General features: G+C 70.4%; 19 protein-coding genes and 1 pseudogene. 11 read left to right on the top strand and 9 right to left on the bottom strand.

Going from position 1 to position 24,415, the window contains the following annotated elements; translation table 11 throughout:
- Window positions 1–65: 65 nt before the first annotated feature.
- A pseudogene (locus M878_RS000000100275) lies at window positions 66–280 on the top strand (SDR family oxidoreductase); the annotation flags it as partial.
- A gap of 22 nt (window positions 281–302) precedes the next feature.
- Here the strand turns inward: M878_RS000000100275 and M878_RS78640 are convergent.
- The 3 genes from M878_RS78640 to M878_RS78630 are packed head-to-tail and all read right to left on the bottom strand — an operon-like array spanning window position 303 to window position 3,290.
- Window positions 303–1,136: a carbohydrate ABC transporter permease gene (locus tag M878_RS78640; RefSeq protein WP_023550967.1), complete on the bottom strand. Its 834-nt coding sequence runs from the start codon at window positions 1,134–1,136 to the stop codon at window positions 303–305.
- Complete coding sequence (locus M878_RS78635; protein WP_023550966.1) at window positions 1,129–2,031, bottom strand: carbohydrate ABC transporter permease; 903 nt, start codon at window positions 2,029–2,031, stop codon at window positions 1,129–1,131. The genes M878_RS78640 and M878_RS78635 overlap by 8 nt, the downstream gene beginning before the upstream one ends.
- The gene (locus M878_RS78630) at window positions 2,028–3,290 is read right to left on the bottom strand and encodes an ABC transporter substrate-binding protein (RefSeq protein WP_031226147.1); all 1,263 of its coding nucleotides are present in this window, start codon (window positions 3,288–3,290) and stop codon (window positions 2,028–2,030) included. The genes M878_RS78635 and M878_RS78630 overlap by 4 nt, the downstream gene beginning before the upstream one ends.
- A 253-nt stretch (window positions 3,291–3,543) precedes the next feature.
- On the opposite strand from M878_RS78630, the gene M878_RS95005 reads away from it, so the two are divergent.
- Complete coding sequence (locus M878_RS95005; RefSeq protein ID WP_158692799.1) at window positions 3,544–4,116, top strand: DUF4232 domain-containing protein; 573 nt, start codon at window positions 3,544–3,546, stop codon at window positions 4,114–4,116.
- A gap of 151 nt (window positions 4,117–4,267) precedes the next feature.
- Here the strand turns inward: M878_RS95005 and M878_RS49225 are convergent, their stop codons facing one another.
- Together M878_RS49225 and M878_RS78620 are read right to left on the bottom strand one after the other, a co-directional pair.
- Window positions 4,268–4,540, bottom strand: coding sequence for a hypothetical protein (locus M878_RS49225; protein ID WP_023550963.1), 273 nt, complete (start codon window positions 4,538–4,540; stop codon window positions 4,268–4,270).
- Window positions 4,537–6,024: an MFS transporter gene (locus M878_RS78620; RefSeq protein ID WP_051430123.1), complete on the bottom strand. Its 1,488-nt coding sequence runs from the start codon at window positions 6,022–6,024 to the stop codon at window positions 4,537–4,539. Before M878_RS78620 ends, M878_RS49225 begins: the two co-directional genes overlap by 4 nt.
- A gap of 66 nt (window positions 6,025–6,090) precedes the next feature.
- Here M878_RS78620 and M878_RS78615 point away from each other — a divergent pair, with 66 nt between their 5' ends.
- The 4 genes from M878_RS78615 (at window position 6,091) to M878_RS99015 (ending at window position 9,110) form a co-directional block, all read left to right on the top strand.
- On the top strand, window positions 6,091–6,606 hold the full coding sequence (locus tag M878_RS78615) for a TetR/AcrR family transcriptional regulator (RefSeq protein WP_245238240.1): 516 nt from the start codon (window positions 6,091–6,093) through the stop codon (window positions 6,604–6,606).
- Window positions 6,607–6,919: 313 nt separating this feature from the next.
- Window positions 6,920–7,336 carry a TIGR03668 family PPOX class F420-dependent oxidoreductase gene (locus M878_RS78610; RefSeq protein WP_023550960.1) on the top strand — a complete coding sequence of 139 codons (417 nt, stop codon included), beginning with the start codon at window positions 6,920–6,922 and terminating at the stop codon, window positions 7,334–7,336.
- A gap of 34 nt (window positions 7,337–7,370) precedes the next feature.
- Complete coding sequence (locus tag M878_RS78605; protein ID WP_031226141.1) at window positions 7,371–8,141, top strand: GntR family transcriptional regulator; 771 nt, start codon at window positions 7,371–7,373, stop codon at window positions 8,139–8,141.
- Window positions 8,142–8,612: 471 nt separating this feature from the next.
- Window positions 8,613–9,110, top strand: coding sequence for a hypothetical protein (locus M878_RS99015; protein WP_209445567.1), 498 nt, complete (start codon window positions 8,613–8,615; stop codon window positions 9,108–9,110).
- 125 nt (window positions 9,111–9,235) lie between these two features.
- Here the strand turns inward: M878_RS99015 and ppdK are convergent, their stop codons facing one another.
- Window positions 9,236–11,956: a pyruvate, phosphate dikinase gene (gene ppdK, locus M878_RS78600; RefSeq protein WP_023550958.1), complete on the bottom strand. Its 2,721-nt coding sequence runs from the start codon at window positions 11,954–11,956 to the stop codon at window positions 9,236–9,238.
- Window positions 11,957–12,406: 450 nt separating this feature from the next.
- Window positions 12,407–13,627 (bottom strand): ROK family protein, encoded by a 1,221-nt coding sequence (locus M878_RS78595; protein ID WP_023550957.1) that lies wholly within the window; start codon window positions 13,625–13,627, stop codon window positions 12,407–12,409.
- A gap of 133 nt (window positions 13,628–13,760) precedes the next feature.
- Here M878_RS78595 and M878_RS78590 point away from each other — a divergent pair, with 133 nt between their 5' ends.
- The 3 genes from M878_RS78590 to M878_RS78580 all read left to right on the top strand — a co-directional run bounded on the left by M878_RS78590 (window position 13,761) and on the right by M878_RS78580 (window position 19,278).
- Complete coding sequence (locus M878_RS78590; protein ID WP_023550956.1) at window positions 13,761–15,413, top strand: MGH1-like glycoside hydrolase domain-containing protein; 1,653 nt, start codon at window positions 13,761–13,763, stop codon at window positions 15,411–15,413.
- The gene (locus tag M878_RS78585) at window positions 15,410–17,347 is read left to right on the top strand and encodes an amylo-alpha-1,6-glucosidase (RefSeq protein WP_023550955.1); all 1,938 of its coding nucleotides are present in this window, start codon (window positions 15,410–15,412) and stop codon (window positions 17,345–17,347) included. Before M878_RS78590 ends, M878_RS78585 begins: the two co-directional genes overlap by 4 nt.
- A 362-nt stretch (window positions 17,348–17,709) precedes the next feature.
- Window positions 17,710–19,278 carry an alkaline phosphatase family protein gene (locus M878_RS78580; protein ID WP_051430311.1) on the top strand — a complete coding sequence of 523 codons (1,569 nt, stop codon included), beginning with the start codon at window positions 17,710–17,712 and terminating at the stop codon, window positions 19,276–19,278.
- Here the strand turns inward: M878_RS78580 and dusB are convergent, their stop codons facing one another.
- Together dusB and M878_RS78570 are read right to left on the bottom strand one after the other, a co-directional pair.
- The gene (gene dusB, locus M878_RS78575; RefSeq protein ID WP_023550953.1) at window positions 19,279–20,412 is read right to left on the bottom strand and encodes a tRNA dihydrouridine synthase DusB; all 1,134 of its coding nucleotides are present in this window, start codon (window positions 20,410–20,412) and stop codon (window positions 19,279–19,281) included. It lies immediately after the preceding gene.
- A gap of 50 nt (window positions 20,413–20,462) precedes the next feature.
- Entirely contained in the window at window positions 20,463–21,368 is a 906-nt protein-coding gene (locus M878_RS78570) for a helix-turn-helix transcriptional regulator (protein WP_023550952.1), read from the bottom strand.
- Window positions 21,369–21,422: 54 nt separating this feature from the next.
- Between M878_RS78570 and M878_RS78565 the strand changes: the two genes are divergently transcribed.
- Together M878_RS78565 and M878_RS78560 are read left to right on the top strand one after the other, a co-directional pair.
- Window positions 21,423–22,892 carry an MFS transporter gene (locus tag M878_RS78565; protein ID WP_023550951.1) on the top strand — a complete coding sequence of 490 codons (1,470 nt, stop codon included), beginning with the start codon at window positions 21,423–21,425 and terminating at the stop codon, window positions 22,890–22,892.
- A 47-nt stretch (window positions 22,893–22,939) separates the two neighbouring features.
- Window positions 22,940–24,391, top strand: a complete 1,452-nt coding sequence (locus M878_RS78560) for an MFS transporter (protein ID WP_031226132.1) — start codon at window positions 22,940–22,942, stop codon at window positions 24,389–24,391.
- Window positions 24,392–24,415 lie beyond the last annotated feature (24 nt).

Raw genomic sequence — 24,415 nt, 5'->3', positions numbered from 1 at the left:
GGGCGTGCCGGCCCCCGCGTCCTCGACAGGATCCGCCGGGCAGGCCCTGGCGATCGGCCTCCGGTCTCTCCTCCACCTTCGGCCTGCACACCGCCCCCGGAGCTGCCGGCTGCTCCGCGGCCAGGGCCGCAGTGACCGCGCTCAGCCGCGGCGCCGCGCTGGGCCACATCCGGGACGGCGTCCGGATCAACGCGGTCAGCCCTGGCGTGCCGCCGCCGTCCTCTGCCTGGCCTCCGGCGGCGCGGCCTCGGTCGTCGGCACCGACCTGGTCGTGGACAGCGACGGCTCCCTGGGAACGGCACCTAGTCGATCCCCGACCGCTCCACCCCCGCCACGATCCACCGCTGGAAGCACAGGAACACCAGCAGCAGCGGCAGGATCGACACGACGGCGGCGACGAACAGTTCGTGCAGCCGGATCACCTGGGACGTCGTGAACGACGACAGCGCCACCTGCACCGTCCAGGCGCTCTGGTCCTGCCCGATCACCAGCGGCCACAGGAAGGAGTTCCACGCGCCGAGGAAGACGATCGTGCCGACCGCCGCGAACACCGGCCGCGCGTTCGGCACGACCACCAGCCAGTACGTGCGCCAGTAGCCGAGCCCGTCGACCTGCGCCGCGTCCTCCAGCTCGCGCGGGAAACCCAGGAAGTACTGCCGGAAGACGAAGCACGCGAACGCCGAGAACAGCGTCGGGATGATCAGTCCCCGGAGCGTGGAGATCCAGCCGAGCGACGACACCAGCACGAAGCTGGGTACGAAGGTGACGGCGGCCGGGACGAGCAGGGTGCCGAGGACGCCGTAGAAGACCTTGTTCGCGTGCCGGTAGGGGATGCGGGCGAGGCCGTAGCCGGCGAGGGAGGCGATCAGCAGGGTGCCGAGCGTCGTGGCGACGGCTATCAGCGCGGAGTTGAGCAGAGAGCGGGCGAAGGGGACGGACGGATCGTCGAACAGCTCCCGGACGTTCCCCCACCTCAACTCGGCGGGAAAGAAGGTCCATTGGGGCGAGGTGATGTCCCGCTCGCTGGACAGTCCGTTGCGCACGAGCAGATAGAAGGGGATCAGGAAGAGCAGGGCGAGCGTGATCAGCACCACGAGTCGGAGCGCCCGTCCGGCCCGTACCAGGGCGTCATCCATCGGCGTCCGTCCTTCCCAGTTTCAGCCACCGCGCCTGCCCCACCGTCACGACGGCGATGACCAGCGCAAGGATCACCGCGCCCGCGCTGCCCGACCCGAGGTTCTGCCCCTGCCCGAGGGCGGTGTAGTAGAGGTAGACCAGCGGAGGCCGGGCATACGGCGGGTAACCCCTGGCATCAGACAGCAGGTTGTAGAACTCGTCGAAGGCCTGGAAGGCGTTGATGACGAGCAGCAGCACCACCGCGACCGAGGTGGCCCGCAGCTGGGGCAGTGTGATGTGCCGCAGCACCGTCCAGCCGGGCCGGGCACCGTCCACGGCGGCCGCCTCGTACAGCACCGGGTCGATCCGCTGCAGCCCGGCGAGGAAAAGGATCATGTAGAACCCGGCCTGCAGCCACAGCCGTACGGTGACGATGACCAGCCAGTACCAGGGCGGATCGGTGGTGGACAGCCAGGCGACGGGAGCGCCGCCGAACCAGCCGAGGACGGTGTTGGCGAGCCCGAACCGCACCCCGTTGAAGAGCGACATCTTCCACACCAGGGCGGCGACGACGTAACTGCACGCGGCCGGCAGGAAGAAGACCGAGCGGAAGAACGCGCGGGCGTATGTCAGGCGGTTGACCATCAGGGCGAGCGAGAGCGAGAAGACGTATGTGGCCGGCACGATGAAGGCGGTGAAGACGAGGAAGGTCCTCAGACTGCCGACGAACGCGTCGTCCCGCAGCATCGCCGTGTAGTTGTCCAGGCCGATGAAGTGCGTGGGCGTGACGGTGTTGTGCGCGTCGAAGAAGCTGAGGCCCACGCTCCACAGCAGCGGAACATAGGTGAACAGCGCGAGCCCGGCGGCGAACGGCCCCACGAACACCCAGAACCAGAGGGTCCCGCGGCGTCTCACGACGTCTTCTTCGCGTTCTTCACACGGTTGAGTTCACCGGCCACCTTCCTTACGACGGCCCGCAGTTCGTTCTCCGGATTCGCCCCGCTCCTGATGATCCGGCTGAGCGCGTCCTGGTAGGCGGTCTGGGCGGCCGGCGTCCACAGCAGGGGCTGGGCGTAGCCGTGGTCGGTGGTGAAGCGGACGGCGTCGGCGGCGGGACCGTTCTGGAGTCGGGTGGCTTTCCTGGCGAGGGAGATCCGGGCCGGGATGTGAAAGCCGTAGGACAGCGCGAAGTCCTCCTGATAGTCGGTCCGTTCGACCCACAGCCACTTCACGAACTCCTTGGCGGCGTCCTTGTGTCTGCTGCGCGCACTGACGGCGGCCCCGTACGCCCCGACGGGCACGGCGGGCTTCCCCTGGCCACCGTCCCCGGGAAACGGCAGCACCCCGAAGTCGTCGCCGAGTTCCTTCCGTACCTGCGGCAGCGCCCACAGCCCGGACCACTGCATCGCCGTGAGCTCCTGCAGGAGGGCGGACGGGTCGGACCAGTCGGCGGGCGCGCCGAGGAGGAGGGACTGGTCGGCGTACAACTGGTGCAGCTTGCCGAGGGTGCGGGCGGCGGCGGGGTCGTCGAAGCCGACCTTGCCGTCCTCGGTGACCAGCTGCAGCCCGGCGGCGTACAGGGGTGTACCGCCGAGCACCCCGGCTCCTCCGTCGTTGCCCAGGAAGAGTCCCTTGACCTTGCTGTCGGTGAGCTTCCTGGCGGCGTCCACGAGGGCGTCGAGCGTGGCCGGCGGCTCGACCCCGGCATCCTTCAGCAGGCTCTTGCGGTAGTAGAGCAGCTGCATGTCGATGACCTGCGGGATGCCCCAGATCCGTCCGTCGTACGTCTTCGGTGCGAGCACCGCCGGATTGAAGTCGTCCTTGACGTCTTTGAGGAGATCGGAGAGGTCGACGACCTGACCGCCCTGGATCTGGTCGATCGTGGGCCCGTTGACCTCGAAGACGTCCGGTCCGGAGTCGGTGAGCAGGGCGGCGGCGGTCTGCTGGTCGTAGTTCCCGGGCCGCCACTGCACCTTGACGCCCGCCTTCTTGTAGGCGGCGGCGTACCGCTCGACGGCTTGCTCGGTGCCGGGCTCGCCGTACTGGTGGTACCACTGGGCCAGCGTCACCCCCGAACCCCCGTCCCCGCGCCCGGTGTTGGATCCGCACCCGGCGAGCAGCCCCGCTCCGGTCCCGGCTGCCGCGGCCAGCAGTGCTCTACGGCTCATGGTCATCGTCTGTGCCCCCTGACGTCCGTCGTCGATGCACGGCCCAACGATCAACCATGCACACCGATTACGAAAGAGGTGTTGCGTCCGTGTGTCACCGGTGAATGAGGTCCTTCAGGCCGGGCCACCCCTTCGGCGTGTGGAGGTCGCGCTGCCGGTCCTCCGGCGGGCCACAGCGATGCGCAACTTTTCCGGGCCGGGGTGCATCCAACACAGTGACCCTTCATCCACCCATTCGCCCGTTGGAGGCGGATGCGCCATGTTTCAGTATCGGAACCCTCTGAGTTCCTTCCGGGCACTGCCCAGGTGGGGCGCAGCCGCGGCGCTGACCGCAGGCGTCGTGGGCCTGACGGCCGCGGGCGCGGCGTGGAGCGCGACCCCGACGGCGGCACGCACCTCGTCGACGGCGGCGCACACCTCGTCGTCTCTCCGGACCTGCACCGTGAGCGACCTGTATGTCTCCACGGGCCGCAAGGAGGGTGCGGCGGGGTCGCTGTACTGGCCGGTCCGGTTCACCAACACCGGCACGACCAGCTGTGCCCTGCGCGGCTATCCGGGCGTCAGTGTCCTGGACACCGCACACCACCAGATCGGCCCGGCAGCCACGCACAGCGGCAGGTCCTACGACACGGTCACCCTCACCCCGTCCCACTCCGCCTCGGCGGTCGTACGCACCACCAACGGCCCGGTCGGCGGCCCCTGCCTGCGCGCGGGAACGTACCTGCGGATCTACCCACCGGCGTCCCGCGCCGCGGCCCTGCTCCCAGCGCCCTGGAAGATCTGCTCCGGCGTCTTCCAGGTGGGCCCGGTGAACGTGCAGGGCGTCTTCTGAGAGTCCGAGAGGAGAGGGGACAGAGGCGAAGACGAAGGGGCGGCAGCCCACACCGATGGTGTGCCGCCCCTCGCGCCTCTCAGCGGCGCGAATCAGCCGCCGAGACCGAATTCAGCGGCCGAGACCGGCTCAGCCGCCGAGACCGGATCGGTCATCGAGGCCGGTGTGCTTCTCCTGACGTGAGCCGCTGCGCCTCGGAAGTACGGGCGCACACCGCCGGGCACAGGCAGCACACGGCCTCCTCGCCCCCGGGATGCGCCTCCGAGCGGTCGGCGTGCACATCGGCGCCGGTCTCCAGAGGGAAGGCCGCGACCTGCCCGGAGCCGAGGTCGCCTTCCGTCATCCGCCGGGCGCCGGGCAGGGCGCCGCCGTCGGATCGGAAGTCCAGGATCGAGGGGAACAGATCGACGGCCGTAAGGGTCATGAGGATTTTCCTCCCGTCCGTTGCTTCGCGTGTTTCGCACGCTTCGCGTGAACCACGGGAGTCGCGGACTGCGGGGCCGAGGATCCGGCGCCGCTCCGGCGTCGTCGGGGCAGCACACAGATCGCCACGACCGCCGAGAGCAGGAGGAGCGCGGCCGAAACGGCCAGGCCGAGGGCATAGCCGCCGTTGAGCGCGCCGGGGTCGGTGGCCGTGCCGGTGTGGTGGGCGGCGATGGTGGCCAGCGTGGCGACGCCGATGCAACCACCCAGCTGACGTGCGCTGTTGAACAGGCCCGAGGCCATACCGGCCTCGTCGGCCCGGACGCCGGTCGTCGCCGCTGCGGCCGCCGGCGCGAAGACCAGCCCGATGCCGACGCTGGTGAGCAGCGAGGGCCCGAGCACGTCGGTGAGAAAGCCGCCATGCGGGCTGATCCGCGCGAACCAGGCCAGGCCCACGGCGGCGAGCAGCGCGCCGGGCACGAGGGCCACGCGGGGCGAGCGGTTCGCGGTGATGCGGGTGGCGACGACGGTGCCGGCCACCGAACCGACACTGAACGGCAGGAACGCGGCGCCGGTCGCGGCCGCGCCGAGGCCCAGGACCTGCTGGAGGTAGAGGGAGATGAAGTAGAACGCGGTGAACTGTCCGGCTGCGGCGAGGAACACCAGCAGGTTGGCGCCGGCGACCCAGCGGCTGCGCAGCAGCCCTAGCCGCAACAACGGGGCGGGCACCCGGGATTCGACGAGACCGAACGCGACCAGCAGGAGAGCAGCGCCCCCGAGAGTCATCAACGTCTCCGTGGACGCCCACCCCTGGACATCGGTCCGTACGACACCGAACACGAGCAGCCCGGTTCCGCCGGTCGCCAGCACGGCTCCGAGCGCATCGGGCCGCTCCCGCCGGGTGGCCTGCCTCGGCTCGGCGGGTACGGCCGCATGGACCAGCACGAGTGCCGTGGCCACGATGGGCAGGTTGATCAGCATCACCCAGCGCCAGCCCGCGTACTGGGTGAGCACCCCGCCCACCAGCACGCCCAGCGCGCCGCCCACGGCGTTCATTCCGCTCCACACACCGAGGGCTCGGACACGCCGGGGGCCGTCGGTGAAGGTGGTGGTCAGCAGCGCCAGCGCGGCCGGCGCGGTGGCGGCCGCGCCGAGACCCTGTCCCGCACGGGCGGCGACCAACTGCCAGGGTTCCTGGGCCAGTCCACCGGCAAGCGAGCAGATCCCGAAGACGACCAGTCCCGCGACGAAGAGCCGCCGGCGCCCGTACATGTCGCAGGCCCGGCCGCCGAGCAGCAGAAACCCGCCGAAGGTGAGCGCGTACACATGCACGACCCAGGACAGCCCGAGCGCATCGAACCCGAGCGCGGTACGGACCGCCGGAAGCGCGACATTGACCACGGCCATGTCCAGAGCGACGACGAACTGGGCTACGGCGGCGGCCGCGAGCACAGTCGTGGGATTTCCCCGTAAGTTTCTATACATGTAAGAAAACTAACCCGCACCGACCGCCGTTGTCGACTCCTGGAGTCTGGGAAGGGGAGGTGAAGCATGACGGGAGGGCCGATGCGGGGCCGGGGTGAGGACGAGGGTGTGGACCGGCTGACGGTGCGCCGGCCGGCCTCCGGGGTCGGCAGCACGCCCGTGGCGCTCTGCCACCACGCCCGCGACAAGGAGGCACGCTCCTCCTCCCGCTGGACGGCTACGCCGCCCAGCACCTGCGCCGGCCGCCCGCTCCCCCACCGCCCCGCGCGCACGCGTCATCGCCGCCGCAACCGCGATCCACGAGGTGCTGGCCGCTGTCCCTGGTTGGATTCTGCCGTGCACGGATACCGGGCGATCTGGTACCACACCGCCGACGAGATCGCGATCCGCACGACAGCGACCCACCGCCGCACGACCGGCGACCGCCCGACGCACCGCGACCGCGACTTCACCGGCCCCGACCCGACCGAACTCCCCCGCCTGGCCGAGGTGGCGGAACGCTGGGCACCACTGACCCCGCAGGCCACGTACGCGCACGGCCTGACGGCCTTGGTGGAAGGCCTGTTGACCACGCGTAACTGAATGAGGGGCGGCGCCCACACCGGGTGCCGCCCCTCCAGATCACGCGCTCTGCTCGACAGCCTCGAAGATGTCGGCGTCGGTTTCCCGCTGCCACTCGGGGAGATGTGCCCAGGCTGCGACATAGCCCGGCTTCGGATCTTCGAAGTGCGCTTGGCAGCGCCACAATCTACTCGTGCAGCTCCGAGATTCGGGCATCGGCAGGCAGCCCGGCAAAGCGGATCCGAGATCCGTGACGACGGCACCACGCCAACCAGGCTGAATCCTTGACGGTCCAAGGCGGCCAGGGCTCCAAGCCTTCACTACCGTGGGACGCATGAAGCTCTCGCCGTTCGTCGCCCGGGAACGTTTTGTCGCGTCATCCGTCGCCCGGCTGGCGACCGCCGACGCCAACAGGGTGCCGCATGCGGTACCCGTCACCTTCGCCGTCCAGGACGACGTCCTGTACTTCGCAGTCGACCACAAGCCCAAGAGCACCTGGAATCTGCGCCGCTTGCGCAACATCCGGGAGAACCCGGCAGTGACAGCACTGGTCGACCACTACGACGACGACTGGTCAGAGCTGTGGTGGGCACGCGCCGACGGCCGTGGCGAAGTCCTGGAGGAAGGTGAAGAGCGCCAGCACGCGGTGAGGCTGCTGTGCGACAAGTACGCCCAGTACGGGGAGTCTCCACCCCAGGGCCCTGCGGTCGCCGTCCGGGTCGAGCAGTGGAGCGGCTGGGCCTTCACATAGCCTTACCGGGACAGCCGAACCCGAGGTGACGTTCATGCCCGACCGCGATCTTCCCCCATACCGTCAGATCGCCGACGATCTGCGCGCCGCGATCGCGAAAGGGAAGCTGGCTCCGGGTGAGAAGCTGAAATCAGAGAACGAACTCAAGGACCAGTACGGCACGACACGGGTCACTGTCCGCAAAGCCCTGTCCCTGCTCAAGGCTGACGGGCTGCTGATCAGCGAACAAGGCCGGGGCGTTTTCGTGCGCCCGCAGCCCCGAGTGCTCATGCAAACGACCGGAGCGAACTTCCGCGAGCGGCGTTCCACCGGCGTCAGCAACTTCACCGCCGAGGCGGCAGCACAGGGCCTGCGGGCCGAACAGCGAATCCTGTCGGTGGAGAGGGTCCCGGCTCCGGCCGAAATCGCGGAACGACTCGGGACTCCGGCGAGCACACCGGTGATCGTGCGTAGACGCGTCTTCCTCATCGACGACGAACCCATGCAGCTGGCCGATGGGTACTACCCGGCAGAGCTGTTCGCTGGCAGCCCAGTGGAGGAACCCCGACGCATCGCCGGCGGCGTAAGCGCCTTGATCGAGGATCGGGCTGGTCCGGTGAAACAGCGCATCATGCGCTTCGTGGAGGATCTGGACATCCGGATGCCCACGCCTTCAGAGGTCGACACATTGCATATCCCGCCCGGCGTTCCCCTGGCACGCGTGCTGCGCAGTACCTGGGTCCAGGACGGGCGAGTGGTCGAGGTACTGGACTCACGCGTGCCGTGCGACCGCCATCGGTTCCAGTACGTCATTGACGTGCCCTGACCATCGGTTACCCCTTCCCCTCGGGCCGCCCTTCACGTGACTGCTTGTATATCCAAGCATCCACCAATAAGCTCTCCCCAACTTGGATATCCAAGTTGCCGATTCGTCGCGCTTCCCAAAACCCGGCGCCGCGCTACGGCCCGGGACACGGCCGACTGCGAAGGAGTTGACTGTGCATATCGCGTTACGGGCCCTCGCATACGTGAGAGCGTTCGTGCTCCGGTGGGTTAGTCCTGGCGTACACGACCGCGCCACCCCGGCCTCGGCCCCGGAGGCGTACGGGCATGAAGGCTTTCCGTCATCAGGAGAGTTGACGCGCGCCCTCCAGTGGGCCAGGCACCGCAGAGCTCCTCATCTGTGGCCACCCGCGCCGCCGGTGCTCGCCACGGACATGGGACAAGGTTCACCAGCCCGCTACTACGTGGCGTCGTCCGTGGAACGGCGGCTGGCGCTGTCCGGGGAGGCACTGCCATGACAGATACACCGGGCATCGGCACCATCGTGAAGGACACCGATACCGGCAAAATCGGCAGAATCATGGGGTTCGTCGGTTCGTACGTGCAGCTGAGGCCACTCGGCGGTGGCAGGGAATGGGACGCGAAGCCGGAGCACCTGGAGTTGGTGCGCCCGCCGGGGACTCTGAACGCGCAGGTAGCAGAGGCCAATGCCCGGTCCAGGCGAATGGCAGCGGTGGTGGCGAACACGCTTCTCCCGGACGGCGCTGGAAACCCGGGCAACGACGCGGAGAGTCCGTCTCCATCTGCGGAGTGCGCACTGGCCAGGCGGCCCGGCTACGAGGAGTTGCACCACGCGTGCATCCAGACGCAGGACATACCCCTTCCGGGAGCCATTGGCATACTGCTGACGCCCCGTTGCGACTGCCCCTGCCACACCGGTTCCGTGCGGGGCCACGACGGTCAAACCCGGCGGACGGCCGCTGAAGAGGATGCACGGCTTCCGCGAAGGTGAGCCCTGAGGGACACACGGAGAGGCGGCACCCCCGCACAGGATGCCGCCTCTCCTTTCGTGGTCCGGAGCCGTCGCCCATCGGTTGAGGGTCGGGGACAGGCGGCGGCTCCGGCGTTCGGGGTGGGTCAGCGGTGGTCGCTGCCCTCCGAGTTCGTCGCCGCGCGGCCCGCTTCGAGGCGGGCGACCGGGATGCGGAACGGGGAGCAGGAGACGTAGTCCAGACCCACCTCGTGGAAGAAGTGGACCGACTCCGGGTCACCGCCGTGCTCGCCGCAGACGCCGAGCTTGAGGTCGGGGCGGGTGCGTCGGCCCGCTTCCGCCGCCAGCTTCACCAGGGAGCCCACGCCGTCCCTGTCGATCGTCTCGAAGGGGGATACGCCGAAGATTCCCTTCTCCAGGTACGCCGTGAAGAAGGACGCCTCCACGTCGTCGCGGCTGAAGCCCCATACCGTCTGCGTCAGGTCGTTCGTGCCGAAGGAGAAGAACTCCGCCGCCTCCGCGATCTGGCCCGCCGTGAGGGCCGCTCGCGGCAGCTCGATCATCGTGCCGATCGCCAGCTTCAGCTCGGTGCCCGTCGCCGCCTCGACCTCCGCGATGACCTGGTCGGCCTCCTCGCGGACGATCTCCAGCTCCTGGACCGTGCCGACCAGCGGGATCATGATCTCGGCGCGCGGGTCGCCCTTGGCGTTCTTGCGTTCGGCCGCCGCTTCGGCGATCGCGCGGACCTGCATGGTGAACAGGCCGGGGATGACCAGGCCGAGGCGTACGCCGCGCAGGCCGAGCATCGGGTTCTGCTCGTGCAGGCGGTGGACCGCCTGGAGCAGGCGCAGCTCGTTCTCGTGGGGCTCCTGGCGGGACTCGGCGAGGGCCACCCGGACCGACAGCTCCGTGATGTCCGGCAGGAACTCGTGCAGCGGGGGGTCCAGCAGCCGGACGGTCACGGGCAGGCCGTCCATCGCCGAGAACAGCTCCACGAAGTCCTGCTTCTGCAGCGGGAGCAGTGCCTTCAGGCTCTCCTGGCGCTCGTCCTCCGTGTCGGCCAGGATGAGGCGCTCGACCAGCTCACGGCGGTCGCCGAGGAACATGTGCTCCGTGCGGCACAGGCCGATGCCCTGGGCGCCGAAGCGGCGGGCCCGCAGGGCGTCCTCGGCGTTGTCCGCGTTGGCGCGCACGCGCAGCCGGCGCTTGCGGTCGGCGAAGGCCATGATGCGGTGCACGGCCTCGACCAACTCGTCGGCGTCGTGGGCGCCCGCGTGCATCCGGCCCTCGAAGTACTCCACGACCGGGGACGGGACCACCGGGACCTCGCCCAGGTAGACCTTTCCGGAGGAGCCGTCGATGGAGATCAGGTCGCCCTCTTCCACGACGTGGCCGCCCGGGACCGTCATGCGGCGGCGCTTGGTGTCGACCTCCAGCTCCTCCGCGCCACAGACACAGGTCTTGCCCATGCCCCGGGCGACCACGGCCGCATGCGACGTCTTGCCGCCGCGCGACGTGAGGATGCCTTCCGCCGCGATCATGCCGTCCAGGTCGTCGGGGTTCGTCTCGCGGCGGACCAGGATGACCTTCTCACCCGAGCGGGACCACTTCACGGCCGTGTACGAGTCGAAGACCGCCTTGCCCACCGCCGCGCCCGGGGACGCGGCGATACCGCGCGCCACCTGGGCCACCTTCGCCTGCTCGTCGAAGCGCGGGAACATCAGCTGGGCCAGCTGGGCGCCGGTGACCCGCTGGAGGGCTTCCGTCTCGTCGATCAGGCCCTGGTCGACCAGCTGCGTGGCGATACGGAAAGCCGCGCCCGCCGTGCGCTTGCCGACCCGGGTCTGGAGCATCCACAGCTGACCGCGCTCGATCGTGAACTCGATGTCGCAGAGGTCCTTGTAGTGGTTCTCCAGCGTCTCCATGATCTGCATCAGCTGGTCGTACGACTTCTTGTCGATCGACTCCAGCTCCGCGAGCGGGACGGTGTTGCGGATGCCCGCCACCACGTCCTCGCCCTGGGCGTTCTGCAGGTAGTCGCCGTAGACGCCCTGGTGACCCGAGGCGGGGTCGCGGGTGAACGCCACGCCCGTGCCGGAGTCCGGGCCCAGGTTGCCGAAGACCATCGAGCAGATGTTGACGGCCGTACCGAGGTCGCCGGGGATGCGCTCCTGGCGGCGGTACAGCTTCGCCCGGTCGCCGTTCCACGAGTCGAAGACCGCCTTGATGGCGAGGTCCATCTGCTCGCGCGGGTCCTGCGGGAAGTCCCGGCCGGCCTCCTTCTTGACGATCTTCTTGAAGGTGGTGACCAGCTTCTTCAGGTCGGCGGCCTCCAGGTCGGTGTCGACCGTGACCTTCTTGGCCCCCTTGGCCGCCTCCAGGGCCTCCTCGAAGAGGTCGCCGTCGACGCCGAGGACGGTCTTGCCGAACATCTGGATCAGGCGGCGGTAGGAGTCCCAGGCGAAGCGGTCGTCGCCGGCCTGCTTGGCCAGGCCCTGTACCGACTTGTCCGACAATCCGATGTTCAGGACCGTGTCCATCATGCCGGGCATGGAGAACTTGGCGCCGGAGCGGACGGAGACCAGCAGCGGGTTGTCGGGCTGGCCGAGCTTCTTGCCCATGCGGGACTCCAGGGCGTCGAGGTGCGCACTCACCTCGTCACGCAGTGCCGCGGGCTCCTCGCCGCTCTCCAGGTAGACCTTGCAGGCCTCCGTGGTGATGGTGAAGCCGGGAGGGACCGGCAGACCGAGGTTGGTCATCTCGGCGAGGTTGGCGCCCTTGCCGCCGAGGAGGTCCTTGAGGTCCTTGTTTCCCTCGGTGAAGTCGTAAACGAACTTCACTCCGTGGGGTTCTTTGTTTTCCGACACGGGTCTCGACTCCTTGAGGCCACGGTGGCTGCCCTGACGGCGAGGAACATACCCAGATCGAAGGAACATGGGTACGTCTACTTGCGCGTCATGCGCCTGTAACCAGTCGTCCGCCAGCGGATCGAAAGTCAAGGCTTGGCAAGCCGACAGGGCTCGATGTCTTCACTTCTTGAACGCACACACCCCGAGATGCGAGGTTTTCCGCTCAGATGAGCGGGGATCCTGCACGTCTGATTTCGATCGATGAACGATCAAGGGGTGGCACCCAGTGCCACCCCTTGGAGAAGTGCAGTCGCCCATGATTCGCTCATCTGAGCGCAACCCTTATCAAGGGTGGCGAGAATCACGCTGCCACAGCCCGCCGGATTTCACCATGCGGACCGCCTTCCGATACCGGAAACACCCTCGTCACACGCCCGGCGGCACCGAACGCACCCGCCGGCGGCGATGTCACACACCCAGCGCCCGCAGCCGCTCCTCGGCCCGTTCCGGCGCGTAGAGGTGTTCCACGACCAGCGCACCCGCTCCGATGAGCGCGGCCCGCTCCCCCAGCCGCGAGGTGACGATGTCCAGGTGGGCCGTGGAGCGCGGCAGCGCCCGCTGGTAGAGCAGCTCGCGCACCCCGGTGAGGAAGGGCGTACCCGCGAGGTCGCCCGCGATCATCAGCACGCCCGGGTTGAGCAGGGTCACGACCGTCGCCAGCACCACACCGACCTGACGCCCGGCCTCGCGGGCCAGCGCCGTGGCCTCGGGGTGCCCGGCGGCCAGCAGGTCCCGTACGTCCGCGCCGGAAGCGGCCGGCACCCCGCTCTCCGCCAGCCGCCGGGCCACGGCGCCGCCGCTCGCGACGGCGGCGAGACAGCCGTGCGAACCACAGCGGCACAGCGCGTCCGCGCCGATGCGGATGTGCCCGATGTCGCCCGCGCCACCGTCGACGCCCCGGTAGATCGCGCCGTCCACGACCACCCCGGCGCCTATGCCCGTGGACACCTTGACCAGTACGAATGCCGCGCAGTCGGGATGTCCGGCGCGCTGTTCGCCGTAGGCCATGAGGTTGGCGTCGTTGTCCACCAGGACCGGGACCGCACCCGCGCCGGTGTGCTCGGTGAAGGCGCGGGAGAGACGGCCCCTTATGTCGTAACCGTCCCAGCCGGGCATCATCGGGGGCTGCACCACCCGGCCGGTCCCGGTGTCCACCGGGCCGGGCACGGCGAGCCCGATGCCGCAGACGTCCGCCGCCGGACGCCCGGTCTTCTCCAGCAACCGGTCGAACCAGTGGCCGAGTTCGCCGAGCACCGCCTCCGGACCGTCCTCGACGACCAATCTCCCCGAGTGCTCAGCGAGGATCTCGCCGGTCAGGCCGAGGACGGCCGCGCGGGCGTGCCGGGTGTCCAGGTCGGCGGCGAGCACCACGGCGTGGCGGTCGTCGAACTCCAGGGTGATCGAGGGGCGGCCGCCGAGCGGTGAGCCGACCGGTCCGCCGGCGCCCTCGCGCAGCCAGCCGGCCCGGAACAGCCGGTCCAGGCGCTGGCCGACGGTCGCCCGGGACAGCCCGGTGACCTGCTGGAGCGCACCGCGCGTCACGGCCCGGCCGCTGCGCACCAGTTCCAGCAGCTCGCCGGCGCCGGCCTGTCCGCCCCGTCTGACGGGCCTCTCCTGACGGTTGGTCATGCTCACCCCCTTGTGCTTCCCAACCATGCATTACATAGTGAGTTTTGCGTGTTAAATAGACGTAACTCTACGGCCGTAGCAACCGAACCTGGCCGGCCCAGCCGGGTGCCTTTTCGTCTTCGGGGAGCCCCGAGTGGATCGCAGCACGCAGCTCACCGCCCGCCCGATGGAGTGCAAGATCGCGTACGACCCTCCGGCCTCCGACGCGTCTCTGCACATCAGAGCCGCCAAGGTGCTCGACGCGAACTGGACGGGCAGCTCGACGGTCCCCTCCCGGAACCTGTATCCGCACCAGTGGTCCTGGGACTCGGCGTTCATCGCGATCGGCCTGCGGCACATCTCCCCGCAGCGGGCCCAGACCGAGCTGGAGACGCTGCTGGCCGCCCAATGGGCCGACGGACGCGTCCCGCACATCGTCTTCAACCCCTCCGTACCGCTCGACGCCTACTTTCCGAGCCCCGACTTCTGGCGCTCCACCACCGCCGGCCGCCCCGCGGGCGCCCCGCGCACCGTACAGACCTCGGGCATCGTCCAGCCACCGGTGCACGCGCTCGCGGCCTGGCTGGTGCACCGCGCCGACCCCGGTCTGTCCCGGGCGCGCGGCTTTCTGGCCCGGGTCTACCCGAGGCTGGCCGCCTGGCACCGCTATCTGCTGCACCGCCGGGACCTGGGCGGTGCGGGGCTGGTGTCGATCGTCCACCCCTGGGAGCAGGGCATGGACAACAGCCCCTGCTGGGACGCCCCGCTCGCCCGGATCACCCCGGCCCCGGCCCGCTCCTTCCGCCGCGCCGACCTCGCCCACGGCGCACCCGAGGACCGGCCGACTGATCTGGACTACGGGCGTTACGTACGGCTGGCCGCCGACTACCGGGACGCCGGGTACAGGGATGGGGCGGGCGGGAAAGGCGGGGATGGGGCGGGCGGGCGAAGCAGGGACGGGGCGGGCGGGAGAAACAGGGACGGGACGGGCGGGCGAAGCAGGGTCGGCGACGGGGAGTTCGCCGTAGAGGACCCCTCCTTCAACGCCCTGCTCATCGCCTCCGAGCACGCGCTGGCCCGGATCGCCGGGGAACTGGGCGCGGCGGGCACAGCCCGGCACGCGCGTGCCGAACGCCTGACGGCGGCCCTGGTGGACCGGCTGTGGGACCCGGCCGCCGGGATGTTCCTGTGCCGGGATCTTCGGGGCGGGGGGTCTATGCCTGAGTGGGGAGTGTCCGGAGCGGTCGGCGAGCGGGGCGTCCGCGGGCCGGTCTGCGAGCATGCGGGGTCCGGCCTGATCCGTGAACGTGGGGTCACCGGGCTGATGCCGCTCATTCTGCCCGGGCTGCCGCGTGACGTGGCCGGCGCGCTCGTCCGTACGGTGTGCGGGCCGCACTTCGGGCTCGGTGGTCGTACCCGGCTCGTGCCCAGTTACGACCTGCTCGGCGAGGCCTTCGACCCGCACCGGTACTGGCGCGGCCCGGCCTGGTTCAACACCGGCTGGCTGCTGGAGCGGGGACTGCGCCTGCACGGCGAGCGGGAGCGGGCCGACGCGCTGCGCGCGGCCGTGCTCCACCTCGCCGACGCCACCGATTTCGCGGAGTACGTCGACCCGTACACCGGAGAGGCCTGCGGCGCGACCGGCTTCGGCTGGACCGCCGCGCTCGCCCTCGATCTGCACCATGAGCTGCGTCGAGAGCGAAACCAAGAGCTGCACAAAGACCTTCCCAAGCGCCCCGGCGAGGGCGTGTCCAAGGCGGCTACCGGCACGTTCGACAGCAGTGACGAAGGAGGAGACCGGGGATGAGCGACCGGCATCATCTGCTTGTGCACGGGGCGACGTTCGCCGCCGTGGGCGACCGGGGCGACATCAGCGGCGTCCGGGGCAACGGTTCCCCGGACGGGTTGTTCGTACGAGACGCCCGGCATCTCAGCCGCTGGCAGCTCACCGTGGACGGCGCCGTGCCCGAGGTGCTCACCCCGGTCACCGACAGTGACGCGGCCCGCTGTGTGCTGGTCCCGCGGGGCGGCCGGCAGGAGCCTCCGGCGCACACCCTGTTCCGCCGTCAGGCCGTCGGCGACAGCTCGTTCGTGGAGTCGCTGCGGGTGACCAGCAACCGCCCGGAGCCGACCACGGTCCGGCTCGCCATCACCGCCGACGCCGACTTCACCGACCAGTTCGAACTCCGCTCCGACCACCGCACCTACGCCAAGCCCGGCGCCGTACGCTCCCGCGAAGTCCTCGACGACGGCATCGAGTTCACCTACCGGCGCGCCGAATGGCGATCGCGTACGACCATCACGGCCGACCCCGCCCCCGACGCCGTGGAGGAGACCGGCACCGGCGCCCGGCGCCTGGTGTGGACCCTCGGCCTGGACCCGCACGGCACGACCGAGCTGCTGCTCCGCGTGATCGCCCGCCCGCACGGCGAGAAACGCGCCCTGCGCGTGCCCCGCGACCCCGTGGCCCAGGACGAGCAACTCCTGGCTGCGGAGGGGGAGTTCATGGAGGGCGTGGCCTTCCCGACCAGCTGGCCGGAACTGGCGGCCGCCTGTGCGCGGGGCCTCGCCGACCTGGCCGCGCTCCAGGTGCCGGCCACCGGACCGGACGGCGAGGAACTGCGCGTCCCGGCCGGCGGAGCCCCCTGGTTCCTCACCCTCCTCGCCCGCGACGCCCTGCTCACCTCCCTGTTCGCCCTGCCGTACCGCCCGGAGCTGGCCGCCGCCACGCTCCCCGCGCTCGCCGCGACCCAGGCGGCCGGCACCGGCCTGTCCCCGGTCGCCCAGCCCGGCAAGATCGTGCACGAGGTACGCCACGGCGAACTGGCGCACTTCGGGCAGGTGCCGTTCGGGCGGTACTACGGCTCGGTCGACGCGACCCCGCTGTTCCTGATCCTGCTCGGCGCGTACGTCGAACGGACCGGGGACCAGGTCCCGGCCCGGCGCCTGGAGCCGCACGCGCGTGCCGCCGTCGGCTGGATGCTGGACCACGGCGGCCTGACCTCGCGCGGCTACCTCGTCTACCGCGCCGACGAGGGCGGTCTCGCCAACCAGAACTGGAAGGACTCCCCCGGCGCGATCTGCTGCGCCGACGGCACCCGGCCCACCGGCGCGGTCATGGCGGCGGGCGCGCAGGGCTACGCGTACGACGCACTGCGCCGCACGGCGTGGCTGGGGCGCACGGTGTGGGGCGACGAGACGTACGCGGCGCTGCTGGAGCAGGTGGCAGCCGATCTGCGGGACCGGTTCCAGCGGGACTTCTGGATGCGGGAGCACTCCTTCCCGGCGCTCGCGCTGGACGGCCAGGGCCGCCAGATCGACGCGCTGGCCTCCGACGCCGGGCATCTTCTGTGGTCGGGGCTGCTGGACAAGGAGTACGGCGAGGTGGTGGGCCGACGGCTGCTGGAGCCGGACTTCTTCTCCGGCTGGGGTGTGCGGACGCTGGCCGCAGGGCAGGCGGCGTACCACCCGCTCTCGTATCACCGGGGTTCTGTGTGGCCGCATGACAACGCGCTGATCACGCTGGGTCTTGCGCGGTACGGGCTGCATGACGAGGCCCGTACGGTGGCGCGTTCGCTGATCGACGCGGCGACGGTGGCTGGACATCGTCTGCCGGAAGTCCTGGCCGGGTACGGGAGGGACACTCATCCGGAGCCGGTTCCCTATCCGCATGCGTGTGTGCGGGAGTCTCGGTCGGCTGCGGTGCCGCTTGCTCTGCTGACGGGAGTGGGTGGGGTCTAGCGCCATTGGGGTGCCCCTAAAAGCCCGATATTTGCCCGGTGTTTGCAAAGTGCTGTGAACAGGGGTTGTGGGGTGGCCGTACGGAGAGACGTCACGGGTGTCGTACGGAAGGACCTCGGGTGTCTCAGGACACGAGCACGCGCCAGCTGGAAACCGGAGCACCGGACGACGACGCCCCCGTCGAAACGCCCGCGCTCATTCCCCGCCCCTCCTGGCGGCTGTGGGCCGCCTGGCTCCGGCGTCTCTGGGTCGCCTGGCGGACGGGTACGCGGCGCTGGCGGGAGGGGCATCCCGAGGTCGTGCGGGTGCTGTCCGGCACGGTCAGCGTGCTCGCCGCCGTCCTGGTCGTCGCCGCGCTGGTGATGCCGAACTCCGTGGCGCAGCTGGAGCCTTCGCAGTTTCTGCGGATACCGGCGGAGGCCGTGATCGGGGCGGCCGTGATGATCGCTCTGCCGCGCCGGCCGCGGGTGGTGCTGGCTGCCGTGTCCGGGGTAGCGCTGGCAGCGATGACCGTGCTGAACGCGCTCGACATGGGCTTCCAGCAGTACCTCGGCCGAGGTTTCAACGTCGTTCTCGACTGGAGCCTGTTCGGCGACGCGGAGTCCTATCTGGAGGACTCGCTCGGCCGTACGAAGACCCTGGTCGCCGTCGCCGGTCTGATCCTCCTCGTGCTGCTGCTCTTCGTGCTGCTGGCACTGTCCATGATCCGGCTGAGTAATCTGCTCGCCCGGCACACCGGCATCGCGACCCGGGGCACGCTGGTGGCCGGGGTCGTCTGGATCACCTGCTCCTCGCTCGGCCTCCAGATGTCCGGCGTACCGCTCGCCTCCGACAACACCGCCACCGCGCTGAAGGCCCAGGCTCACCTGATCTCGGCCACGCTCAAGGACCAGGCGGAGTTCGAGAAGGTGGCCAGGGTGGACGCCTTCGGGAACACCCCGGGCAGCCAGCTGGTGCCGGATCTGCGCGGCAAGGACATGATCTTCACGTTCATCGAGAGTTACGGGCGTAGCGCGGTCGAGGATCCGATCATGGCGCCCGGCGTCGACCGCACCCTCGACGCGCGCACCAAGGCGCTGGCCAAGGCCGGTTTCCACGCCAAGAGCGGCTGGCTGACCTCGGCGACGTACGGCGGCAGCAGCTGGCTCGGGCACTCCACCACCATGTCGGGCCTGTGGATCAGCGACCAGCAGCGCTACCGCACGGTCATGGCCAGCGACCACATGAGTCTGACCGACGCGTTCAAGAAGACCGGCGCCTTCGACACCGTCGGTGTCATGCCGGGCGTGCAGAAGGGGTGGCCGGAGCAGAAGTGGTACGGCCTGGACAAGGTCTACAACGCCTTCGAACTCGGCTACAGGGGACCGAAGTTCAGCTGGTCGACGATGCCGGACCAGTACACGCTCCAGCAGTACCAGGACCGTGTGCACAGCAAGAAGCCGGCCGACGGCAAGTCACGGATGTCCCTCCTCATCCTGACCTCCAGCCACACCCCCTGGGCGCCGATCCCCAGGATGGTCCCCTGGAACCAGCTGGGCGACGGCTCGGTCTTCGACTCCATCGAGAAGGCGGGTCACCCATCCACCTACACCCTCACCGACGACACGCACACCAAGGAGGAGTACGGCAAGTCCGTCCAGTACACGGTGACGGCGCTGACCGAGTGGCTGGAGCGCTACGGCAACGACAACACCGTGCTGGTCTTCCTCGGCGACCACCAGCCGAACGCCCACGCCAGCGGCAACCACGCCAGCCGTGACGTGCCGGTCTCGATCGTCGCCAAGGACCCGAAGCTCCTCGACAAGATCGACAGCTGGGGCTGGACCGACGGCCTGCGTCCCGCGCACAACGCGCCGGTCTGGAAGATGAGCGCGTTCCGGGACCGCTTCCTGACGGCGTACGGCTCGACCCCGCACCCGAAGAAGGGCTGATCAGCCTCCGGAGGTGTCCAGCTCCGCGTCCTCGCTGACGCCCGCGCAGTCGTACGGGTCCTTCAGCCAGCCGTCCGGCAGCACCACCCGGTTGTTGCCGGACGTACGGCCGCGCGGGCCGTCGGCGCCGAGCGGCCAGGCCTGGTCGAGGTCCAGCTCGTCCAGGCCGGCCCGCAGCTCCTGAAGGGAGGATGTGATCGCGAGCCGCTTGCGCATCTCGGAGCCGACCGCGAAGCCCTTCAGATACCAGGCGACGTGCTTGCGGAAGTCGATCACGCCCTTGGACTCGTCCCCGAGCCACTCGCCGAGCAGACGGGCGTGGCGGACCATGACGCCGGCGACCTCGCGCAGCGACGGGCGGGCCAGGTCCTCCAGCCGTCCCTCGAAGGCGGCGACCAGGTCCGCGAACAGCCACGGCCGCCCCAGGCAGCCGCGTCCCACGACCACTCCGTCGCAGCCGGTCTCCCGGACCATCCGCAGCGCGTCCTCGGCCGACCAGATGTCGCCGTTGCCGAGCACGGGGATCTCCGGCACGTGCTCCTTCAGGCGTGCGATGGCGTCCCAGTCGGCGGTGCCGCCGTAGTGCTGGGCGGCCGTACGGCCATGGAGCGCGATCGCCGTGACGCCCTCCTCGACGGCGATACGGCCGGCGTCGAGGTAGGTGATGTGATCGTCGTCGATGCCCTTGCGCATCTTCATCGTCACCGGCAGATCACCGGCGCCGGTCACCGCCTCGCGCAGGATCGCGCGCAGCAGGTTCCGCTTGTAGGGGAGGGCCGAGCCGCCGCCCTTCCTGGTCACCTTGGGGACCGGGCAGCCGAAGTTCAGGTCGATGTGGTCGGCCAGGTCCTCCTCCGCGATCATGCGGACGGCCTTGCCGACGGTCGCCGGGTCGACGCCGTACAGCTGGATCGAACGCGGCCGCTCGCTCGCGTCGAACCTGATCAGCTGCATGGTCTTCTCGTTGCGCTCGACCAGCGCCCGGGTCGTGATCATCTCGCTGACGAACAGCCCCTTGCCCCCGCTGAACTCACGGCACAGCGTGCGGAAGGGCGCGTTGGTGATGCCCGCCATGGGTGCGAGCACGACGGGCGGCGTCACGGCGTGCGGGCCGATGGAGAGCGGGTGGGTCATCAGACGACTCCGGGGCGGATGTACAGCACGGGGCAAGCACCCATTGTCCCTCACTCGGCCGACAGCTCGGCCAACCGCTCCAGCCGCTCCTCGCTCTCCTCGTCGGCGGGGATGTACGCGACCACGCGGTGGGCCGGTGACTGTGGTGCCAGCCACATGTTGCGGTGCTCCAGGCGGATCAGGCCGACCACCGGGTGCCGGTACCGCTTGACGTGCGGGGACATCGGCGCGACCTCGTGCCGTCCCCACAGCTCGCGGAACTCCCCGGAGACCGCCTGCAGCCGGTCCAGCTGCTCCTTCCACGCGGGCTCGGCCACGTGCTCGGCCATGGCCGCCCGGTACTTGGCGATCAGGTCCCGCAGCATCTCGTCCCGGTCGAGGAAGTCCCGCTTCCAGCGCTCGCTGGTGGCCAGCAGCCACAGACAGTTCCGCTCGGCCGGCGGCAGCTCGGCGGGGTCGCCGAAGACCTGGGCGAAGGGGCGGTTGGCGTGGAGGATGTCGTACCGGGCGTTCTGCAGGGCGGCCGGGTAGGGCGCGAGCCGTTCGACGACCTTCCGCGCGGACGTGGAGACCACCGGGCACTCGGGGTCGGTGCGCGGGTCGGCGGTCCCGGCGAGGGCGAAGAGGTGGGCGCGCTCGGTGGGATCCATGAGCAGGGCCCGGGCGACGGCGTCCAGCACCTGCGCGGAGACATGGGTGGCGCGGGCCTGCTCGATCCACGTGTACCAGGTGACGCCGACCGCGGAGAGCTGGGCGACCTCCTCCCGTCGCAGTCCCGGTGTACGGCGGCGCGGGCCGCGCGGCAGGCCGACCTGCTCCGGGGTGATGCGCTCGCGGCGGCTGCGCAGGAAGGCGGCCAGTTCCCGGCGCCGGACGTGCTGCGCCTTCGGCTGCTCCGTGCGGATGTGCTGCGCTGGCGGCTGCTCCGTGCGGTGTTCCGGCGCTGCGATGCTCATGCACCAAGGGTGCCGTCCCGCCGTAACCCGGTTCCAGTTGGTGCCGGTACCTGGATGAGCACCGCCTGGTACCCGGCTGGGCGCCGGCGCAGAGTCGGTGACGTGACCACGACGACCCCTCTCACGACGGCAGCCGGCCCCCGCGCGCTCAGCCCCCTGGGCCTGTTCACCCTCCTCCTCGGCACCGCCCTGCCGATGATCGACTTCTTCATCGTCAATGTCGCCCTGCCGACGATCGAGCGCGATCTGCACGCGCCGCCGGCCACGCTGGAGATGGTGGTGGCCGGCTACGCGGTGGCGTACGCGGTGCTGCTCGTCCTCGGCGGCCGGCTCGGCGACGGCCACGGCCGGCGGCGGCTGTTCCTGTGGGGGGTGGCCGGTTTCGGGCTGACCTCGCTGGTGTGCGGGCTGGCGCCGACCGCCGGGTGGCTGGTGGCGGCGCGGATCGCGCAGGGTGCCGCGTCGGCGGCTCTGCTGCCGCAGGTGCTGGCCACCATCCACGCGACGACGTCCGGGGAGCGGCGGGCCCGCGCGGTCGCCCTGTACGGCTCGGTCGGCGGGGTGTCCGTCGTACTCGGCCAGGTGCTGGGCGGGGTGCTGGTGGCCGCCGATCTCGCGGGCACCGGCTGGCGCGCGGTGTTCCTGGTCAACGTGCCGGTGGCCGTCGCCGCCCTGGTCTGTGCGCTGCGGGCGGTGCCGGAAAGCAGGGCCCAGCGGGCCGCGCGGGGTGACCTCGCCGGTACGGCGCTGCTGGCGGCGACGCTGACCGCGCTGCTGCTGCCGCTGACCGAGGGCCGGGCGGCGGGCTGGCCGCTGTGGTCGGTGCTGCTGCTGTGCGCGGCGCCGCTGTGCGGGGCGGGGTTCTACGGGGTGGAGCGGCGGGCCGAGCGGGCCGGCGGCAGCCCCCTGCTGCCCCCGTCTCTGCTGACCGCGCCGGAGGTCCGCCGGGGCCTGCTGCTGGGCCTGCCGGTGTTCATCGGCTTCGCGGGCTGGATGTTCGTGAGCGCGGTGACGCTGCAACAGGGCCTCGGATACGGGGCGTTGGGGGCCGGGCTGACGCTGGTGCCGATGGGGGTGGCGCAGTTCGCGGCGTCGATGCTGGCGCCGCGTGCCGTACGACGGTTCGGCGGGCGGGCGGTGACGCTGGCGGCGGTGGTGCACATCGCGGGGCTGGCGACGGTGACGGCGACCGCGCTGCTGGGTCCCTGGCCCCGGCTCAGCCCGCTGCTCCTCGCCCCCGGTCTGGCGCTGTGCGGCGTGGGCCAGGGTCTCCAACTCCCCCTCTACTACCGGATCCTGCTCGCGGCGATCCCGGCCCGGCTGGCGGGCGCGGGCAGCGGGCTGGCGGCCACGCTCCAGCAGTCGTGCCTGGCGGTCGGGGTCGCGACACTCGGCTCGCTGTTCCTGTCGCTGACTCCCGGTCTCGGCATGCGGGAGGCGCTGGCGGTGGTGCTGGCGGCGCAGGCGGCGGGACTGGTGGGGCTGGGATGGCTCGGTCTGCGGCTGCCCGCGAAGATCATGTAACGGTCATTAGTTAGACGCACTACAGAAATCGGAGTACATTGAATCCCATGCCCGAGTTGAGCTCTCGCCGTCGCCTGCTCGTGCTCGCGATCTGCTGCATGAGCCTGCTGATCGTGAGCCTGGACAACACCGTGCTGAACGTGGCGCTGCCGTCCATGCAGCGCGATCTGCACGCCGCCACCTCCGGCCTGCAGTGGACGATCGACGCCTACACGCTGGTGCTCGCCTCGCTGCTGATGCTCGCGGGCTCGACGGCCGACCGCGTCGGCCGCAAGAAGGTCTTCATGACCGGCCTGATCGTGTTCACGGTCGGCTCCGTACTCTGCTCCGTGGCGCCGAACCTCAGCCTGCTGGTGGTGTTCCGCATGGTGCAGGCGATCGGCGGCTCGATGCTCAACCCGGTCGCGATGTCGATCATCACCAACACCTTCACCGACGCCCGGGAGCGAGCCCGCGCGATCGGTGTGTGGGGCGCGGTGGTCGGCATTTCCATGGCGGTGGGCCCGCTGGTGGGCGGTCTCCTCGTCCAGTCGGTGAGCTGGCGCTCGATCTTCTGGGTCAACCTCCCGGTAGGCCTCGCCCCCCTCCTCCTCACCCTCCGCTTCGTCCCCGAGTCCCGCGCGCCGAAGGCCCGCCGCCCCGACCCGATCGGACAGCTCCTGGTCATCGCCCTGTTCGGCTCGCTGACGTACGCGATCATCGAGGCGCCGGACGCGGGCGCTGCGACGGTGACTCCCTTCGCGGCGATCGCCCTGGGGGCTCTCCTGGCTCTCCTCTGGTACGAACCCCGCCGCGCCGAACCTCTCATCGACCTGCGCTTCTTCCGCTCGGCGCCGTTCAGCGGGGCCACGGTGATCGCGATCGGCGCATTCGCGGCGCTGGGCGGCTTCCTGTTCCTGTCGACGCTGTATCTGCAGAATGTCCGGGGTCTCGACGCGCTGCACGCGGGCCTGTGGATGCTGCCGATGGCCGCGCCGGCCTTCCTGTGCGCGCCCCTGTCCGGCCGCCTGGTCGGCAGCCGCGGCCCGCGCCTCCCCCTCCTGGTGGCCGGTACGGCGATGACGGCGAGCGGCCTCCTCTTCGCGGCCTTCGAGGCGGAGACGTCGAACGCCACCCTCCTCATCGGCTACGTCCTCTTCGGTATCGGCTTCGGTTTCGTGAACGCGCCGATCACCAACACGGCCGTCTCCGGCATGCCCCGCGCCCAGGCCGGCGTCGCCGCCGCGGTCGCCTCGACGAGCAGACAGCTGGGCCAGACCCTGGGCGTCGCGGTGGTCGGCGCTGTCCTGGCCTCCGGCATCCACACCTCCGCCTACCGCGACACCTTTGTCTCCGCGGCCCGCCCCGGCTGGTGGATCCTCACCGCCTGTGGCCTGGCCGTCCTCGCCCTCGGCCTCCTGACCAGCGGCCGCTGGGCCCGCGGGACGGCCGAGCGCACGGCCGAGAGCCTGTCGTCACCGGGGGTCCGGGAGGCGGCGGGGGTGGTCGCGGGGACCTGAGTGCGGGGTCCACGACCGGATGAG

It is taken from the genome of Streptomyces roseochromogenus subsp. oscitans DS 12.976, assembly GCF_000497445.1.
GTDB classification, from domain to species: domain Bacteria; phylum Actinomycetota; class Actinomycetes; order Streptomycetales; family Streptomycetaceae; genus Streptomyces; species Streptomyces oscitans.
The sequence above is the reverse complement of the archived record's forward strand: the minus strand, read 5'-3'. Positions and strand labels throughout refer to the sequence as shown.

Coding starts and splice junctions, on each gene's coding strand:
- M878_RS78640 (WP_023550967.1), bottom strand. CDS start 1,136: ATGGATGACGCCCTGGTACGGGCCGGACGGGCGCTCCGACTCGTGGTG.
- M878_RS78570 (WP_023550952.1), bottom strand. CDS start 21,368: ATGAGCATCGCAGCGCCGGAACACCGCACGGAGCAGCCGCCAGCGCAG.
- M878_RS78580 (WP_051430311.1), top strand. CDS start 17,710: ATGCCGAACTCCGTGGCGCAGCTGGAGCCTTCGCAGTTTCTGCGGATA.
- M878_RS95005 (WP_158692799.1), top strand. CDS start 3,544: ATGTTTCAGTATCGGAACCCTCTGAGTTCCTTCCGGGCACTGCCCAGG.
- M878_RS78605 (WP_031226141.1), top strand. CDS start 7,371: ATGCCCGACCGCGATCTTCCCCCATACCGTCAGATCGCCGACGATCTG.
- M878_RS49225 (WP_023550963.1), bottom strand. CDS start 4,540: ATGACCCTTACGGCCGTCGATCTGTTCCCCTCGATCCTGGACTTCCGA.
- M878_RS99015 (WP_209445567.1), top strand. CDS start 8,613: ATGACAGATACACCGGGCATCGGCACCATCGTGAAGGACACCGATACC.
- M878_RS78610 (WP_023550960.1), top strand. CDS start 6,920: ATGAAGCTCTCGCCGTTCGTCGCCCGGGAACGTTTTGTCGCGTCATCC.
- M878_RS78595 (WP_023550957.1), bottom strand. CDS start 13,627: ATGACCAACCGTCAGGAGAGGCCCGTCAGACGGGGCGGACAGGCCGGC.
- M878_RS78630 (WP_031226147.1), bottom strand. CDS start 3,290: ATGACCATGAGCCGTAGAGCACTGCTGGCCGCGGCAGCCGGGACCGGA.
- M878_RS78560 (WP_031226132.1), top strand. CDS start 22,940: ATGCCCGAGTTGAGCTCTCGCCGTCGCCTGCTCGTGCTCGCGATCTGC.
- dusB (WP_023550953.1), bottom strand. CDS start 20,412: ATGACCCACCCGCTCTCCATCGGCCCGCACGCCGTGACGCCGCCCGTC.
- M878_RS78585 (WP_023550955.1), top strand. CDS start 15,410: ATGAGCGACCGGCATCATCTGCTTGTGCACGGGGCGACGTTCGCCGCC.
- M878_RS78620 (WP_051430123.1), bottom strand. CDS start 6,024: ATGTATAGAAACTTACGGGGAAATCCCACGACTGTGCTCGCGGCCGCC.
- M878_RS78565 (WP_023550951.1), top strand. CDS start 21,423: ATGAGCACCGCCTGGTACCCGGCTGGGCGCCGGCGCAGAGTCGGTGAC.
- M878_RS78615 (WP_245238240.1), top strand. CDS start 6,091: ATGACGGGAGGGCCGATGCGGGGCCGGGGTGAGGACGAGGGTGTGGAC.